General features: G+C 73.5%; 14 protein-coding genes. 5 read left to right on the top strand and 9 right to left on the bottom strand.

The features are described from left to right. Nucleotides 1-40: 40 nt before the first annotated feature. Both AC0NH5_RS14135 and AC0NH5_RS14130 read left to right on the top strand, forming a co-directional pair. On the top strand, nt 41-799 hold the full coding sequence (locus AC0NH5_RS14135; RefSeq protein WP_474403591.1) for an RlpA-like double-psi beta-barrel domain-containing protein: 759 nt from the start codon (nt 41-43) through the stop codon (nt 797-799). A 167-nt stretch (nt 800-966) separates the two neighbouring features. Continuing rightward, nucleotides 967-1,557 carry a hypothetical protein gene (locus AC0NH5_RS14130; protein WP_474403589.1) on the top strand — a complete coding sequence of 197 codons (591 nt, stop codon included), beginning with the start codon at nt 967-969 and terminating at the stop codon, nt 1,555-1,557. A 4-nt stretch (nt 1,558-1,561) separates the two neighbouring features. On the opposite strand, the gene AC0NH5_RS14125 is transcribed toward AC0NH5_RS14130, so the two are convergent. Beyond that, a complete protein-coding gene (locus AC0NH5_RS14125) occupies nt 1,562-1,963 on the bottom strand; it encodes a hypothetical protein (protein ID WP_474403587.1) in 402 nt (133 codons plus the stop codon). 52 nt (nt 1,964-2,015) lie between these two features. Between AC0NH5_RS14125 and AC0NH5_RS14120 the strand changes: the two genes are divergently transcribed. After that, nucleotides 2,016-2,450, top strand: coding sequence for a MarR family winged helix-turn-helix transcriptional regulator (locus AC0NH5_RS14120; protein WP_474403585.1), 435 nt, complete (start codon nt 2,016-2,018; stop codon nt 2,448-2,450). A gap of 81 nt (nt 2,451-2,531) precedes the next feature. On the opposite strand, the gene AC0NH5_RS14115 is transcribed toward AC0NH5_RS14120, so the two are convergent. The 5 genes from AC0NH5_RS14115 to AC0NH5_RS14095 all read right to left on the bottom strand — a co-directional run bounded on the left by AC0NH5_RS14115 (nt 2,532) and on the right by AC0NH5_RS14095 (nt 7,211). Next, nucleotides 2,532-3,185, bottom strand: coding sequence for a lysophospholipid acyltransferase family protein (locus AC0NH5_RS14115; protein WP_474403583.1), 654 nt, complete (start codon nt 3,183-3,185; stop codon nt 2,532-2,534). Between the two features lie 145 nt (nt 3,186-3,330). Then, nucleotides 3,331-3,528, bottom strand: a complete 198-nt coding sequence (locus tag AC0NH5_RS14110) for a hypothetical protein (RefSeq protein ID WP_474403581.1) — start codon at nt 3,526-3,528, stop codon at nt 3,331-3,333. Nucleotides 3,529-3,632: 104 nt separating this feature from the next. Next, nucleotides 3,633-4,322, bottom strand: a complete 690-nt coding sequence (locus tag AC0NH5_RS14105) for a nucleotidyltransferase family protein (RefSeq protein ID WP_474403579.1) — start codon at nt 4,320-4,322, stop codon at nt 3,633-3,635. Further along, the gene (locus tag AC0NH5_RS14100) at nt 4,303-7,050 is read right to left on the bottom strand and encodes an ATP-binding protein (protein ID WP_474403578.1); all 2,748 of its coding nucleotides are present in this window, start codon (nt 7,048-7,050) and stop codon (nt 4,303-4,305) included. The genes AC0NH5_RS14105 and AC0NH5_RS14100 overlap by 20 nt, the downstream gene beginning before the upstream one ends. After that, nucleotides 7,017-7,211, bottom strand: coding sequence for a hypothetical protein (locus AC0NH5_RS14095; protein WP_474403576.1), 195 nt, complete (start codon nt 7,209-7,211; stop codon nt 7,017-7,019). Before AC0NH5_RS14095 ends, AC0NH5_RS14100 begins: the two co-directional genes overlap by 34 nt. A gap of 252 nt (nt 7,212-7,463) precedes the next feature. Here AC0NH5_RS14095 and AC0NH5_RS14090 point away from each other — a divergent pair, with 252 nt between their 5' ends. Continuing rightward, on the top strand, nt 7,464-9,083 hold the full coding sequence (locus AC0NH5_RS14090; protein WP_474403574.1) for a GGDEF domain-containing protein: 1,620 nt from the start codon (nt 7,464-7,466) through the stop codon (nt 9,081-9,083). Nucleotides 9,084-9,212: 129 nt separating this feature from the next. On the opposite strand, the gene AC0NH5_RS14085 is transcribed toward AC0NH5_RS14090, so the two are convergent. Continuing rightward, nucleotides 9,213-10,055, bottom strand: a complete 843-nt coding sequence (locus AC0NH5_RS14085) for a helix-turn-helix transcriptional regulator (protein ID WP_474403572.1) — start codon at nt 10,053-10,055, stop codon at nt 9,213-9,215. Nucleotides 10,056-10,157: 102 nt separating this feature from the next. Here AC0NH5_RS14085 and AC0NH5_RS14080 point away from each other — a divergent pair, with 102 nt between their 5' ends. Next, nucleotides 10,158-11,153 (top strand): aldo/keto reductase, encoded by a 996-nt coding sequence (locus tag AC0NH5_RS14080; RefSeq protein ID WP_474403570.1) that lies wholly within the window; start codon nt 10,158-10,160, stop codon nt 11,151-11,153. A gap of 149 nt (nt 11,154-11,302) precedes the next feature. Here AC0NH5_RS14080 and AC0NH5_RS14075 read toward each other — a convergent pair whose 3' ends face one another. Both AC0NH5_RS14075 and AC0NH5_RS14070 read right to left on the bottom strand, forming a co-directional pair. Then, nucleotides 11,303-12,463, bottom strand: a complete 1,161-nt coding sequence (locus AC0NH5_RS14075) for an ROK family transcriptional regulator (protein ID WP_474403782.1) — start codon at nt 12,461-12,463, stop codon at nt 11,303-11,305. Nucleotides 12,464-12,569: 106 nt separating this feature from the next. Next, on the bottom strand, nt 12,570-14,066 hold the full coding sequence (locus AC0NH5_RS14070; protein ID WP_474403568.1) for a glycoside hydrolase family 36 protein: 1,497 nt from the start codon (nt 14,064-14,066) through the stop codon (nt 12,570-12,572). Between the last annotated feature and the right edge of the window lie 48 nt (nt 14,067-14,114).

Raw genomic sequence — 14,114 nt, 5'->3', positions numbered from 1 at the left:
TCGCATGATTTCGTACGATAAAAGCGTTTATGCTCGCTGAATGCCCGCTCGTCAGCTGCTCGCCGCGGTGATCCTCGCGTCGGTGGCCGGCTGCGGCACGTCGCGGGAGGCGCGGGTGGTGCCGCCCGCTCCCGCGCCGGTGATCTCCTCGGTGAAGGCGGCGCCGTCGGCAATTCCGGTTCCGATGCCCACCTTCACCTCGGCGCGGCCGCAGGGCACCTGGCGCCGGCCGGCACCCACCCGCGCCACCCGCGCCGGCCGGCTCAGCGAGGACTGGGAGATCACCGTCTACTACACGGCGGTCGAGCGGTTCCACGACGGCGAACCGACCGAGGTCACCGGCTGCCTGCGGCTCGAATGCTCGGACGGCGACGACAGCCTGGGGGAGTACCCGGCGGGCTTCGTCGACGCGGTGCAGGAGGAGGGCACCGGGCGTACCGCCTCCGGGCGCTACCTGAACTGGTCGTACGACATCGGCTTCTGGCTGGACTCGGCGCCCCGCAGCGCCGACGGCAACCGGCTCACCCCGTTCGTCTCGGCGGCCGCGGACCCGGAGGTGCTGCCGTACGGCACCCGTTTCACCATCGCCTCGTGCGGCCGGCAGGAGGACGGGTCGGCGCCGGCGGCGGCGGTGTGCGCCCGGCTGCGCGAGGCCGACTGGCGGATCACCGACGAGTTCACGCCGGGGCTGGGCGGGCCGAAGCACATCGACGTCTACATCGGGCCGGAGACCGGGCCGGGCTTCACCGACACCGCGTGGTACCTCTCGCTGATCGGCGCACAACTGACGATCAGCTGACCCGCCGCTCACCCGCTCCCGCGCCGACTCCCGCCCCCGCGCCGTCTCGGTCCCGCGCCGGCCCTCTGTCCGGCCGGCGTCCATCCCCGGCCGAGCCACTCGCCGGGAAGGCGGTGCGGCGGGGAATGGCGCCCGAGACAGCCGTCATACGCGATAAAGTCCGAAATATGATTACCGTTCCGGCGGGGAGCAGTCTCACGCTGCGCTCCCCGGGCACCCAGGACTCGGTTCTCGTCACGCTCGCCGAGGTGCGGGCGCCGTTCTTCACCGAGCTGCCGCCGATCCCGGTGCTCAGCCTGGACGCGCCCGGCGTCCGCCGTTACGGCATCGTCGAGCTGGTCACCAGCAGCGGCGTCACCTGGGCGGAGGCGGAGCTGCGCGACGGCCAGTTGCACGTCCTCGGTGACACGCCGACCGAGGTCGTCCAGCGCCGGGCGTCCGGCCGGCGGCCCGGCGCCTATCCGGCCACCGGCACCGCCCAGCTGGAACGTGTGGACGGCCGCCGCCTGGTCGCCGTTTCGGGGCATGTCGAGGACATCTCCACCGACGGTCTGCTGCTGCGGGCCACCGGTGACGACGGGGTGCCGTCCCTGCCGTACGGCATCGAACGGATTCTTCTGCACGTCGAGATGCCGTGGGGTGAGTTGACCGCGGCCGTCGCCACCGTCGACCAGCGGGCCGACCTGTTGCGCGGCACGTTCGACTGGATCGATCCGGCCAACGCCGAGGAACTGGTCCGGTTCTGCGGGACCCCCTGACAGCTCAGAGCAATGCTTCGGTACGCGCCAGCACGGTGTTCAGGACTCGTCCCGCGACGGCCAGCTCCGCCTCGGGCAGGTCCGCCCAGAGCCGGGCGGTGTCCCGGCCGATCGCCTGACGGATCCGGGTCCAGAGCGCGGTGCCCCGTTCGGTCGGCCCCGCTGCGTCGATCAAACCGGCCCGGATCAGTGCGGCGAGGTGTTCGCGGGCGGTCGCCTCGTCGACCTTGAGGGCTTCCCGGACGCGGTCCACCCGGGTCGCCCGGTCGGTGACCGTCAGGGTGAGCGCGACCCATCGGGGCTCGGTGAGATCGGTGCCGGCCAGGTGCCGGTCGAGGAGGACCTTGAGCGCCTTCTCGGTACGGCCGATGAGCTGACTGCCGAACGGCAGCAAATGATTAGTCACACTAACGAAGTTAAACCGTTAGTGTGACTAACGCAAGTGTTAGGGTGGGCCGGTGACCCAGCGGCTGGAACGTTCCCGGACCCGGCTGCTCTCGATGGTCGCCATGCGGTCGGACCGGCTCGTCAACGGGGCCCTCGCCCAGGCCGACGCCCGGAAGTGGCACTACGCCGTGCTGGCCACCCTGGAGGAGTTCGGGCCGGCGAGCCAGGCCGCGCTGAGCGAGCGGACCCGCATCTACCGCAGCGACCTGGTCGCCGTCATCACCGAGCTGACCGGGCGCGGGCAGGTGGAGCGGGCACCCGATCCGGCCGACCGGCGCCGCAACGTCGTCACGCTCACCGAGCTGGGCGTACAGCAGCTTCTCCGCCTGGACCGGATTCTCGCCTCGGTGGAGGAGGAACTGCTCGCGCCGTTGAGCGCGGCCGACCGCGAACAGCTCACCCGCCTGCTGACCGTGCTGGCCGCCCACGACCGGCCCCCGCGGTGATCGCCGCCGGGACCGGCCCCGGCGGTGATCAGGCTTTGAACGTGATGATCGGTCCCGGCGCCCGGTGTCGCACCGGTGGGGTCAGGGTCGCCGTCCCGCCGCTGCCACCGGGGCGACGGCGCGGAGTTCGGCGGTCAGCCTGGCGGCCAGGTCCAGCGCGGACTCGGACGGCGGCGACGGGGTGGGCTCGAAGAACGTCACCTTGAGCCGAGGGCGTCGCGGGAAACGGGCGATGTCCACGGTCCCGGAGACGGCCGCGCAGACGATGCGGGCCTGTGGCACGGCCTGGGCGAGGCGCCCGACACCGCTGCGGGCGCGCAGCTGCCGGCCCTGGGAGCGGGTGCCCTCCGGGAAGATGCCGAGGCAGCCGCCCGCGGCGAGGCACTGCACCGCGGCGTCCAGCGCGTCCATGTCGGCCTGTCCGCGCCGGACCGGGATCTGTCCCATCCCGTCGAGGACGCGGCGCAGCAGCGGGTTCTTCCAGAGTGACGCCTTGGCGAGGGCCTGGATCTGCCGGCGCCGGCGGCCGGCGAACGCGATGACCACCGGGTCCCACGCGCTGTCGTGGTTGGCCGCGACGATCGTCGCGCCGTGTGTCGGAAGGTTCTCCAGGCCGACCACCTCGAGACGGCCCCACCAGCGGACTATCGGCCCCGCTGCCGCCATCACGGCTCGATAGACCGGTGGGATGCGGCCGGTGTCGTTCGTTGCGGTGGCGGGACGGTCGGGCTCCATGGCTCACTCTCACTATCCGGACATGCCGTCCCGTTGCTGCCGGGACGGCGATTCACCGGCACTGTCTAACAGGCGCAGCGCCCCGCGGCAAAGCGGCGGACGGAGAGTCTCCGGCACGTCTCGTGCCGGAGACTCCCGCGCCGGGTCAGTCCGGCGGCACGGGGCTGTCGCCGACGCGCCGGCCGGAGTCGTCGACCAGGTCGGGGGCCATGCTGCCGCCGTGCGCCTCCTGCTCGGGGTGGAACTGCTCGGGGTGCTCCATGTCGTTCGGCTCGACGTCGGCCGAACCGGGGCCGTCCTGGGTCGCGAACTCGGCGAAGGCTTCAGGGTTCTGATCGCTCATGATCGTGGGCATACCCGCTCGCGGCCGGACGAAGCCGCGTGATCCCCAGGCGTTCGTGGGTGACAGCCACCGGACTGAGCCCGCCTGCGACATCGCCGATCGCCTCAGCCGGCGCGGTAACCCTCGAAGAGGGGCCCACCGGCCCCGGCCAGGACCTCCGCCGCCAGCGGCGCCGGATCGTCGCGGGCGGCCAGCCACCGCTGCGCCAACCCGGGGTCGAGCTCGCGCAACTCGCGGAGGAGCCATTTGCCCCGGCTGAGCCAGCGGCCCGCGAACGCCAGCGCCGCGCGGGCGGTCTCGGTCCAGAGGGCCGCGCCGATGACGACGTGTTCGCCCGGGTCGGTGGCGTGCTGGTGGTCGTCGAGCAGGTCGGTGAGGTGATAGCGGAAGCGGTCGCGGTCGGCGCGGCTCAACGGGGGCGGGCCCTGCGCCAGCACCCGGGCGCACTCCGCCGGCAGCTCACCGGGATCGCCCGTCAGCGGGACGCCGTGGGCGAGCATCCGGTGCGTGCTGGGTTTGCGGTCGGCCAGCTCCCGCGCCAGGATCCCGGCGAGACGCTCCGGGGTGTGGACGAACAGCTCCACCGGCCAGCCGTGGAAGCGCAGGCTTTCGCGGTGGCCGGTGCCGTTGTCCCGCAGCACCACGATGTCCAGGTCGGAACCGGCGGTGCGCTGCGGGCCGAGCACGCTGCCGGTGAGGATCGCCCAGCTCGCCTCGGGGAAGCGGTCGGTGACCAGGAGGCGGGCGACGGCCAGCGGATCCTCCCGGCCGGCGTCAGCTCTGCCGGCCGACAAGGTCGCCCACCTCCGTGCGGGACGAGACGCCCAGCTTGCGCAGGATGTTGGAGACGTGCACGGCGGCGGTCCGCGGCGAGATGTACAGCCGCCGGGCCAGCTCGGTGTTGGTCAGCCCGTCGCTGATCAGCACGGCCACCTCCCGTTCGCGGGGCGTCAGCGCGGCCGGGCCGGTGACGGCGGGCGGCGCGTCGGGCGGGGCCATGCCGAGCCGGGCGCGGACCTGGGCCAGCTGACGGACCCGCCAGCCACCCCACCGGGCCAGCAGGGGCACGGCCGCGTCGGCCTGTGCGGCAGCCTCCTCGCGCCGGTCGACGGCCAGCAGGCAGCGCGCCGCGCCGACGCGTCCGGTGCCGCGGGTGGCCGGGCCGAGCACGTGCGCCTCCACGATGGACAGATAGCCGGGCAGGGCCTCGGCGTGCCGGCCCCGCGCCTCGGCGAGCTGGGCGTCGACGAGGGTCCGGTAGGCGTCGTGCGCCTCGGGGTCGAGCAGCGCGGTGGCCAGACGGTGCAGCCGGTGCGCCGGCAGGCCGATCTCCAGGGCGGCCGAGATCAGGTCGTGGGCCTGTTCACCGCTGCGCCACTGCCCGGCCAGGGCGGCGATCAGCTCGTCCGCGGTGGACTCGGCCCGCGCCAGGTCGCCGCGCCGGCAGGCCAGGTGGAACGCCAGGCCGGGGATGGTGGTCGGCGGGTTGTTCGGCACCGCCGCCAGGTCGGTGATGAGCTCGTCGACCCGGTCCAGGTCGCCGGCCTCCAGATGCAGCCCGGCGAGGAAGACACCGTGATAGTCGGCCCACCGGCCCCACCGCCGGTACCCGCGGTCCTGCTCGCGTCCTTCCTCCAGCGCCGTGATCGCGGCGCTCAGGTCACCGGCCCGGACGGCGAGCCGGGCCCGGCCCTGGAAATAGCCGGCCACGGCGAGGGACTCGAAACCGGCCCGTTCGGCGTCGATCCGCATCCGTTCCAGGATCTCGGCGTGTTCCGCCGGCGAACTGGGCGAGCTGGGTGGCTCGCCGAGCGCCAGGATGTGCAGGGCGCGGGCGGCCAGCACCCATTCGCCCGCCTTCTCGGCCTCGTCGACGAGGGCGGACAGGACGGCGTGGCCGTCGTTGACGGTCTGCGGGCGCTCGGCGAGCGTCGAGCCTTTCTCCAGCAGTGCGGCCCGGCGGATCTCCGGCAGGTCGAACTCGTCGGCCAGTTCCAGCGCACGGTCCGTCCAGAGCAGCGCGGCGTTCAGGTCGTCACGCAGATAGGCCGACTGGGCGATCGCGGTCATCGCCCTGGCCTGGCCGGCGCCCGGCGGCAGCTGCGCGATCAGCGTCTCGATGTCCTGAGTCAGGCCGCGCATCTCGTCGGTGGCACGCGACTCCCAGGCGATCCGGACCAGCAGGTAGAGCGACTCGGCCCGGTCCGTCGCGGCGGTGGCGAGGTCCCGCCAGCGCCGCGCGTACCGCAGCGCGTCGTCCAGCAGCCCGGCCAGCCACGCCGCGCGGGCGGCGGAGGCGAGCAGCTCGGTGTCGTCGGGCACCTCGTCGAGGCCCATCTCGGCGAGCTGGAGAGCCTGATAGGCGGAGCCGATGGAGAGGTAGAGCGCGGCGCCACCGCGCGCGGCGGCGATCATGTCCTCGTAACGCCCGGCGCCGCGGGCGTGGTGCGCCACCATGGCCGGGTCGGAGGCGCCACCGGTCAGCAGCACGTCCAGCGCGGCCTCGTGCAGGCGGCGCCGCTGCCGGCCGAGCATCTGCTCGGCGATCGCCTCGCGCACCAGCGCGTGCCGGAACGCGAACTCGTCCTCGCCGGACTCCACCAGCACGCCCCGGGTGACCAGGTCGCGCAGGGCGGCGATGAGCTCGTCCTCGCCGGTGCCGGTCACCTCGGCCAGCAGGTCGAACGGGATGCGGTGGCCGAGCACGGTGGCCGCCTCGACGATCCGGTGCGCGGCCGGGTCCAGGTCGTCGACCTGGCGGCGCAGCACGTCGGCCAGGCTCCACGGCAGCGGCTGGTCGACCAGCGCCGCAAGGTCGTCGCCGGGCAGCGCGCGCAGCAGCTCCTCCAGGAAGAACGGATTGCCGCCGGTGCGCTGGTGCAGCGCGGTCGCGGCGCGCACCGGCGCCGGTGCGCCGGTCGCCGCGGCGAGCAACGCCGCGGTCTGCGCGGGGGTGAGGCGGTCCAGGCGTACGTACGTGACGGTGTGCCGGCGCTCCAGCTGGGCGAGCAGTCCCGCCACCGGCCGGCGGCGGGTCACCTCGTCCGGGCGGTACGTCCCGATCAGCAGTCGCGGGCCGCGGTGGTCGGCGATCCGTTCGAACAGCGCCGCGCTCTCCGAGTCGGCCCAGTGCAGGTCCTCGAAGACGACGACAGCGGGGGATTCGCCGATCAGCTCGTCCAGGATGGCCAGTCCGGTGTGCAGGCGCTCCACCGGGCTGCGTCCCGGGTCGGCGAGGGCGGCCAGCTGCTGCTCGTCGACCTCGGGGCGCCCGTCGACGGCGTCCAGGAGCACCTCGTACGGCCGGGAGAGGGAGCCGGGCTCGGCCTGGCCGACCAGCACGACCGTGCCCGCCGGCAGGGTGGTCAGGAGCTCGTGCACCAGCCGGGTCTTCCCGATGCCGGGCTCGCCGGCGATGATCGCCACCGCCGGCTCCCGCGCCGCGGCGAGCTGCGCCAGCCGGCGCAGCTCGCTCTCGCGCCCGATCATCACCGGGCCGGCACCACCGCGGCTGGTTCGCACGACGCCAGGGTACCGGCGGGCCGGCCGCGGGCGGCACCGGCTTTGCGGGCCCGGCGGGCCACCCGCGCCATCGACAGCAGCCGTTGCCGGTCCGCCTCGGCGATCAGCTCGCGACGGCGGTCGTTCGCCAGGCCCAGCATCATGTCCGGGTGCATCAACATGGTTCCTCCTCGTCGTGGTGATGTCTCCATCCTCGGTCGGCGCGCCTCCCCCCACATCGGGAGCGGTTACCTATATTCGCTGGTCAGAGCGACGTAGAAGGGGCTGTACGACGCGTCTACGCATACCTAGGCGCGCCGCCCCTCCGCGGAGTTCTCAGGACCGGGTGGAGCGGGTCGATGGACACGTAGCTCGACCGGCGGCCGTGCGGTCGCCGGTGCCAGGGAGGACGGCGCTTGACTACCGTTGACGTAGTGCGGGATCGGACTGTGCACGCCCTGCTCGCCCTCGCCGAACAGAAGCGGCTGGAGGGCGACTACCGGTCGGGCTGCGAGGCGGCGCAGCAGGCCGTCGACCTGGCGGCGCTGCTCGGCGACGCCGCCGGCGAGGCCGCCGCGTTGCGCTCCCTCGCCAATCAGCTGACGCGGGTGGGGCAGCAGGAGGAGGCGGTCGCCGCCTGCCGCCGGGCGGTGGTGCACCTGGAGTCGCTCGGCGACGCGGCGGGCCTCTGCGAGGTGCTCACCGTGCAGGCCATGCCGCTGGTCGACCTCGGCATGCACGAGGAGGCCCTCGACGTGCTGGCCGGCGCCCGCGACATCGCGCAGCGCCTGGACGACCGCCACCTGCTCTACTGGGTGCACAACCGCACCGGTGTGGTGCACGCCAGCCTCGGTGACCGTGAGCTCAGCACCGAGTGTCTGATGCGGGCGCTGAGCATGGTCGACGGGATGGACGACGAGGCACGGTTCTGCATCCTCAACAACGTCAGCGACAACGCGGTCTACGAGGTGGCCCGGCTGCGCGAGCTCGGCGACGCGGAGGCCGCCGGGCGCACGCTGACCGACGCGCTCGGTCACGTGGCGGAGGCGCTCCGGCTGGCCCGCGCCGCCCGCCACCCGTACCGCGAGTCGCTCAGCCTGGACAACTACGGCATGTTGCTGGCCCTGGCCGGTGACCTGGACACCGCGGCGTCGATGATCGAACAGGCCCGCCAGCTCTCGGTGCGGTCCGGTTATCGGACACTGGAGTCACAGGCATTGCAACATCAGGCGCGGGTACGGCTGATGCGCGGTCACCACGCCGAGGCGATCGACGGTCTGCTCCTGGCCCTGGACCGGGCCCGTCAGGCCGGCGAGAAGCCGATGTCGATGGAGATCCTGCGCGAGCTGTCCAGCGCGTACGAGCTGGCCGGTGACCTCGCCGCCGCGCTGCACCGGTACCGGGAGTTCCACGACCTGGAGCGCGAGCTGCACAGCCAGGTCGCCGCGGCCCGGGCCCGGATGGCGGCGCACCACTTCGAGCTGGACAACGCCCGGCTGGAGGCGGAGAACGCCCGCCTGGAGGCCGAGCTGCACCGGACCCGCAGCGCCGAGCTGGCCGCCGACAATCTGCTCTGGCAGCGCCAGGCGACCGAGGACGCGCTGACCGGCCTGCCGAACCGGCGCTCGGTCGACGAGCGGCTGCCGTCGCTGGCCGCGGACGGCGCCTGTGTGGCGGTGGCCGACGTGGACCTGTTCAAACGGGTCAACGACCAGTACGGCCACTTCGTCGGCGACGAGGTGCTGCGCCGGATCGCCGCGATCCTGCTCGACCACGTCCGGGACAGCGAACTGGTGGCCCGGATGGGGGGCGAGGAGTTCCTGATCGCGATGCGCGCCACCGAGTTGGCGGACGCGCACGCCCGCTGCGAACTGCTGCGGGCGGGCGTGGCGGCGTACCCCTGGGAGCAGGTCCATCCCGGCCTGGCCGTCACGATCAGCCTGGGTGTCGCCCGGGCCGACGGGCCGGCGTCGCTGGCCGACGCGATGAGCCGGGCCGACGAGCGTCTCTACGACGCGAAGCGCGGCGGCCGTAACCGGGTGCAGGCCGGCTGACGCCTCGGTCGGGCAAGGGCTCCGGCGCCTCAGCCGGGGAAGGACTCCGGGCCGAGGCGGCCCCACGCCACGAAGACGGTCAGGGCCCGGTAGACGAAGGCGTCGCCGGCCAGGCGGGGCTTTCTGACATCAGGTTGGGACGGGGAACTCCTCGACCCCGAGGACCCGCAGCAGAGCGAGGCGCTCGCGGCTCTCGTCGTCGGCCGGGGTGAACACCAGCAGCAGCTGCCGCTGGTCGGGCGTGCACAGGGTCTCGCAGTCCATCACGATCCGGCCCACCCGCGGATTCACCATCGTCTTGCGGTCGGAGCGCCGCACCGCGACCTCGTGCTCGGCCCAGAGCCGCCGGAAGTCGGGGCTCGCGGCCCGCAGACGCTCGATCAGCCCGGTGACCACCGGGTCGCCGGCCCGCCGCCCGGCGGTGGCGCGCAGGTCGGCGACCATCTGCCGGGCCTGGTGCTCGAACTCCTCGGGCGGGTGGATCGCGCGCACGGACGGGTCGGTGAAGTAGCGGTAGGGGAGGTAACGACGGTCGCCGGTGAAGCCGGTCAGGTCGCCGGTGAGCAGCACGCCCGCCCGGTTCTGCGCGAGCACCTCGCCCAGGTCGGAGAGCACCGCCGCCGGGGTGTCGCCGAGCAGGTCGAGCAGGCGCAGCAGGCCGGCGCGAGCCTGACGGGCGGTGCCGTCGGCGGGCGGTGGCTGGTGACCCGCCAGGTGGAACAGGTGGTCGCGCTCGTCGTCGGAGAGCCGCAGCGCCCGGGCCAGGGCGCTGAGCAGCTGCGCCGAGGGCTGGCTGCTGCGGCCCTGCTCCAGGCGGACGACGTAGTCGACGGACATGCCGGCGAGCAGGGCCACCTCCTCGCGGCGCAGCCCGCTGGTGCGGCGGCGCGGTCCGCCGGCGATGCCGACCTCGGCCGGGCGGATCGATTCGCGACGGCGGCGCAGGAAGTCGGCGAGCTGGTCACGCTGCATGTCCCCATGCTGCCCGTCGCCGCGCCGCCGATCCAGGGAGCGGCTCTCCCACGATGAACGCTCCGCTTCACGGCCGCGCGGCGACCGCGCAGGCTGACCGCCATGCAGACACGAACCTTGGGAACCACCGGCCCGGCCGTCTCCGCACTCGGCCTGGGCGCCATGGGCATGTCCGACGGCTACGGCACGGCCGACCGCGCGGAGAGCATCGCCACCGTGCACGCCGCCCTGGACGCCGGCGTCACGCTGATCGACACCGGCGACTTCTACGGCATGGGGCACAACGAGTTGCTGCTCGCCGAGGCGCTGCGCGGCCGGGACCGGGACAGCTATCAGCTGAGCGTCAAGTTCGGGGCGCTGCGCGGGGCCGACGGGTCGTGGGGCGGCGTGGACACCCGCCCCGTCGCGGTGAAGAACTTCCTGGCGTACTCGCTGAACCGGCTCGGCGTCGACCACATCGACATCTACCGGCCGGCCCGGCTCGACCCGGCGGTGCCGATCGAGGAGACGATCGGGGCGGTCAAGGAGATGGTCGACGCCGGGTACGTCCGGCACATCGGCCTCTCCGAGGTCGGCGCCGAGACGATCCGCCGGGCGCACGCGGTGCACCCGATCGCCGACCTCCAGGTCGAGTACTCACTGATCTCCCGCGCGGTGGAGGCCGAGGTGCTGCCGACGCTGCGGGAGCTGGGCATCGGGATGACGGCGTACGGCGTACTCAGTCGCGGTCTGATCTCCGGGCACTGGCGCGCCGGCCACTCCGCCGGTCCCGGCGACCTGCGCGCCTTCGTCCCGCGCTTCGCGGGCGGCAACGTGGAGCACAACCTCGCCCTGGTCGAGGTGTTGCGGGGGATCGCCGAGGCGCGCGGCGTCACCGTCGCCCAGCTGGCGATCGCCTGGGTGGCGGCGCGGGGCGCCGACATCGTGCCGCTGGTCGGCGCCCGCACCCGCGGGCGGCTGGCCGAGGCGCTGCCCGCGCTCGACGTCACACTGACCGCCGCCGACCTCGCCGAGATCGAGCGGGCGGTGCCGGCCGGCTCGGCCCGCGGCGACCGTTACCCGGCCGCGATGATGGCCCACGTCGGCGTCGGCAGCTGACCCACCCCACCGTGGGCCGCTTGCGTGGGGACTTCGGGTGCGGAGCGCACCCGAAGTCCCCACACACCGCCGCCCGCCACCCGCCGGCCGCGGGTGGGTCGCTTGCGTGGGGAGTTGAGGTGCGGAGCGCACCCGAAGTCCCCACACAGCTATTGGCGGCGGGGGGCGACCGGTGCGGACAGGCCGGCGCTGAAGAGCCGGTGGTCCACCTCGTTGAGCGACAACTTGAGCGCGCCGAGGGCGACCGAGTCCGCCCCGAGCGTGGAGGCGCGGACCTCGGGCATCCGCAGGCAGAGGCGTTCGAGCTCGCGGCGCAGCGGGTCGATCACCAGATCGGCCGAACGGGAGTAGCCGCCGCCGAAGACCACCACCTGCGGGTCGAGGGTCAGGACCAGGGCGGCGGCGCCGACGGCGAGGTCCTTGACGTAACGGTTGACGGCGTTGCGGGCCGCCTTGTGCCCTTCCCGGGCGGCGTTGAAGACCCAGGCGGCGACCTCGTCCGGGTCGACGGTGTCCGGGACGCCGGGACAGTTCTGCAGGTGTCCGGGGGCCCGCAGCCAGCGGACGTTCTCCAGCGCACCGATCTCGCCGGCCGCGCCCCCGAAGCCGCGGCGGAGCACGCCGTCGATGATCAGGCCGGCGCCGGTGCGCATGCCGGCCAGCAGATAGACGATGTCGTCGGCGTCGGTGGCGACGCCCTTCCATCGTTCGGCGAGGGCGGCGAGCTTGCAGTCGTTCTCCACGAGGATCGGGCAGGCGAACCGCCCGGCCAGGTGGGCGGTGAGGTCGACCGACTGCCAGCCGGGCAGCGGGGTGAAGAAGCGGGTCCGCCCGGTGGCGTCGACGGCGCCGGTGACGCCGATCGTGACGGCCCAGATGTCGGTCGGCGTCTTGCCGGCCTGCGTCAGGCAGGCGGTGATCACCTCGTCCAGCTCGGCGAGCCGCTCGTCCGGCCCGGCCTGCGCGTCGACGGCGTGCCGGACGGTCTGCACGATGTTGCCGTCGAGGTCGGCCAGCAGCGCGAGGATCTTGTGTGCGCCCACGTCGACGCCGAGCACGTGGCCGGCGCCGGCGCGGAACTGGTAACGGCGCGCCGGGCGGCCGACGGCACTGCTGGCGCCCGGCTCCAGCACGCTGGCCCAGCCGTCGGTGACCAGGCCCTGCGCGATGACGTCCACCGCGGGGCGGGAGAGGCCGGTGCGCCGGGACAACTCGGTGACGGTGGACGGCGGATGGTCGCGCAGCGCGCGCACGATGCTCAGCGAGTTGAGCTCGCGCAGCCGGGGCAGGTCCGCTCCGGTGATCGTCACCTCGGTCAAGTCTCATTCCTTCAGGGATGCGGCCGTGACCGCCAATACGCTTTGAGCTTTACAAAATGCCGGGGCGATCGCAAGCCGATCGCCCCGGCAGCGAGGGTCAGCTGATGGGGTACGCCTGAGCCGCCGGCGTGACAGCGGCGGTGAAGTCCGCCTCGCGACCGCCGACGGTCCAGCGGTACCGGTCCAGCCGGCGCACCTCCGGCCGGGCGGCCAGATAGGTGATCATCGCGTCCAGCTCGGTCGGCGTGAGCCAGCTCGGCGGGTCCGACACGGCCCGGAACCGGCAGATGTCGGCGAGGTCGCGCAGCCAGTCGAGCTGCTGGTCGGTGAGCAGGTTCAGGCGGCTGCGGAAGTAGATGACGTCCGGGTCGACCTCGGCCAGCGGCTGCTGCCAGAGCCGGTGCAGGGTGTTCACCACGGCGTTGCGGGCCATCGCGTCGGACGGGTCCTCGCTGGCGTAGTTCTGCCACATCGGCGCGACGTCGGGTCCGCTGCGCAGGCCGTCGAGGATGCCGAGCGACGGCAGCAGGATGGCGCCGCTGCCGAGCAGATAGACCTCGTCGCCGGCGACCTCACGGATCAGGGCGAGCGCGTCGCGATAGGTCTGCTCCCGTTCCGCGCCGCCCTCGCGGGCGCCCGGGACGGCTCCGGCGTTGATGAAGTCCAGCTTGAGATAGCGGAAGCCCCACTCGTGCACCACCCGGTGGATCAGCTGGGCGACGTGGTCGCGGGCGCCCTGCTTCGAGAGGTCCAGCGCGTGGTAGCCGGTGCCCCAGTTGTGCCCGGCGATCACCGGACGGCCGTGCGCGTCGCGCAGCAGCAGCTCGGGGTGACGCTGCGCGAAGTCGGACTCGGGCAGGGCGATGAACGGCGCGAGCCACAGTCCCGGCGTCATGCCCGCGTCGGTGATCCGGTCGGCGAGCGACCGCATGCCGGACGGGAACTTGGCGTTGGGCTCCCAGTCGCCGACCAGCCGCTCCCACCCGTCGTCGACCTGCACCACGTCGAACGGCAGGCCCTCCAGGTCCTGGATGTCCTTGGCGAGCTGCTGCTCGGTGATGGTCTCGTAGTACGCGTACCACGAGCACCAGACGTTGCCGGCGCGCCGGTCGCTGCTGCCCAGCCGGGCGGCCAACTGCCGGGTGTAGGCGGCGAACACCTCCTCCTCCGGGCCGTACGCGGCGAACCAGGGTGCCGCGCCGTGCTCGTACCAGCCGGCCAGGGTGTCGTGGTCGGCCGAGAGGCGCGGGGTGCCCAGGCCGAGGGCGCCGAGCAGCAGCACCTCGCCGTCGCCGGTGTCCAGCGCGGCGACCGCGGAGGAGTGGTGCCGCGCCGGGTCGTCCCAGACGTCGTCGTCGGCGGTGACACGCCGCCGGGGATCGGCGATCCGCAGCGGTGACTCGGAGAGCCGCCGCCATCCGCAGGGGCTCCACGAGTTCTGTCCGTGCCGGTAGACCAGGGCGTCGCCCAGTCCGTGCAGCAGCGCGACGCGCCCCGGCGGCAGGATCAGCCCGCCGTCGGCCGCCTGCGGGCTGCCGGGGCCGTCGTGGTGCAGGGCGAAAGTGCGGCCGGCCAGCTCGATGAGCGATGCCATGGTTCTCCTCCGTGCTGGGTGGGGTGCGGCGGGCGGACCGGCCCGCCG

The sequence above is a fragment of the Actinoplanes sp. 13 genome (assembly GCF_056134165.1).
This window is presented reverse-complemented; position numbering and strand designations above follow the sequence as displayed.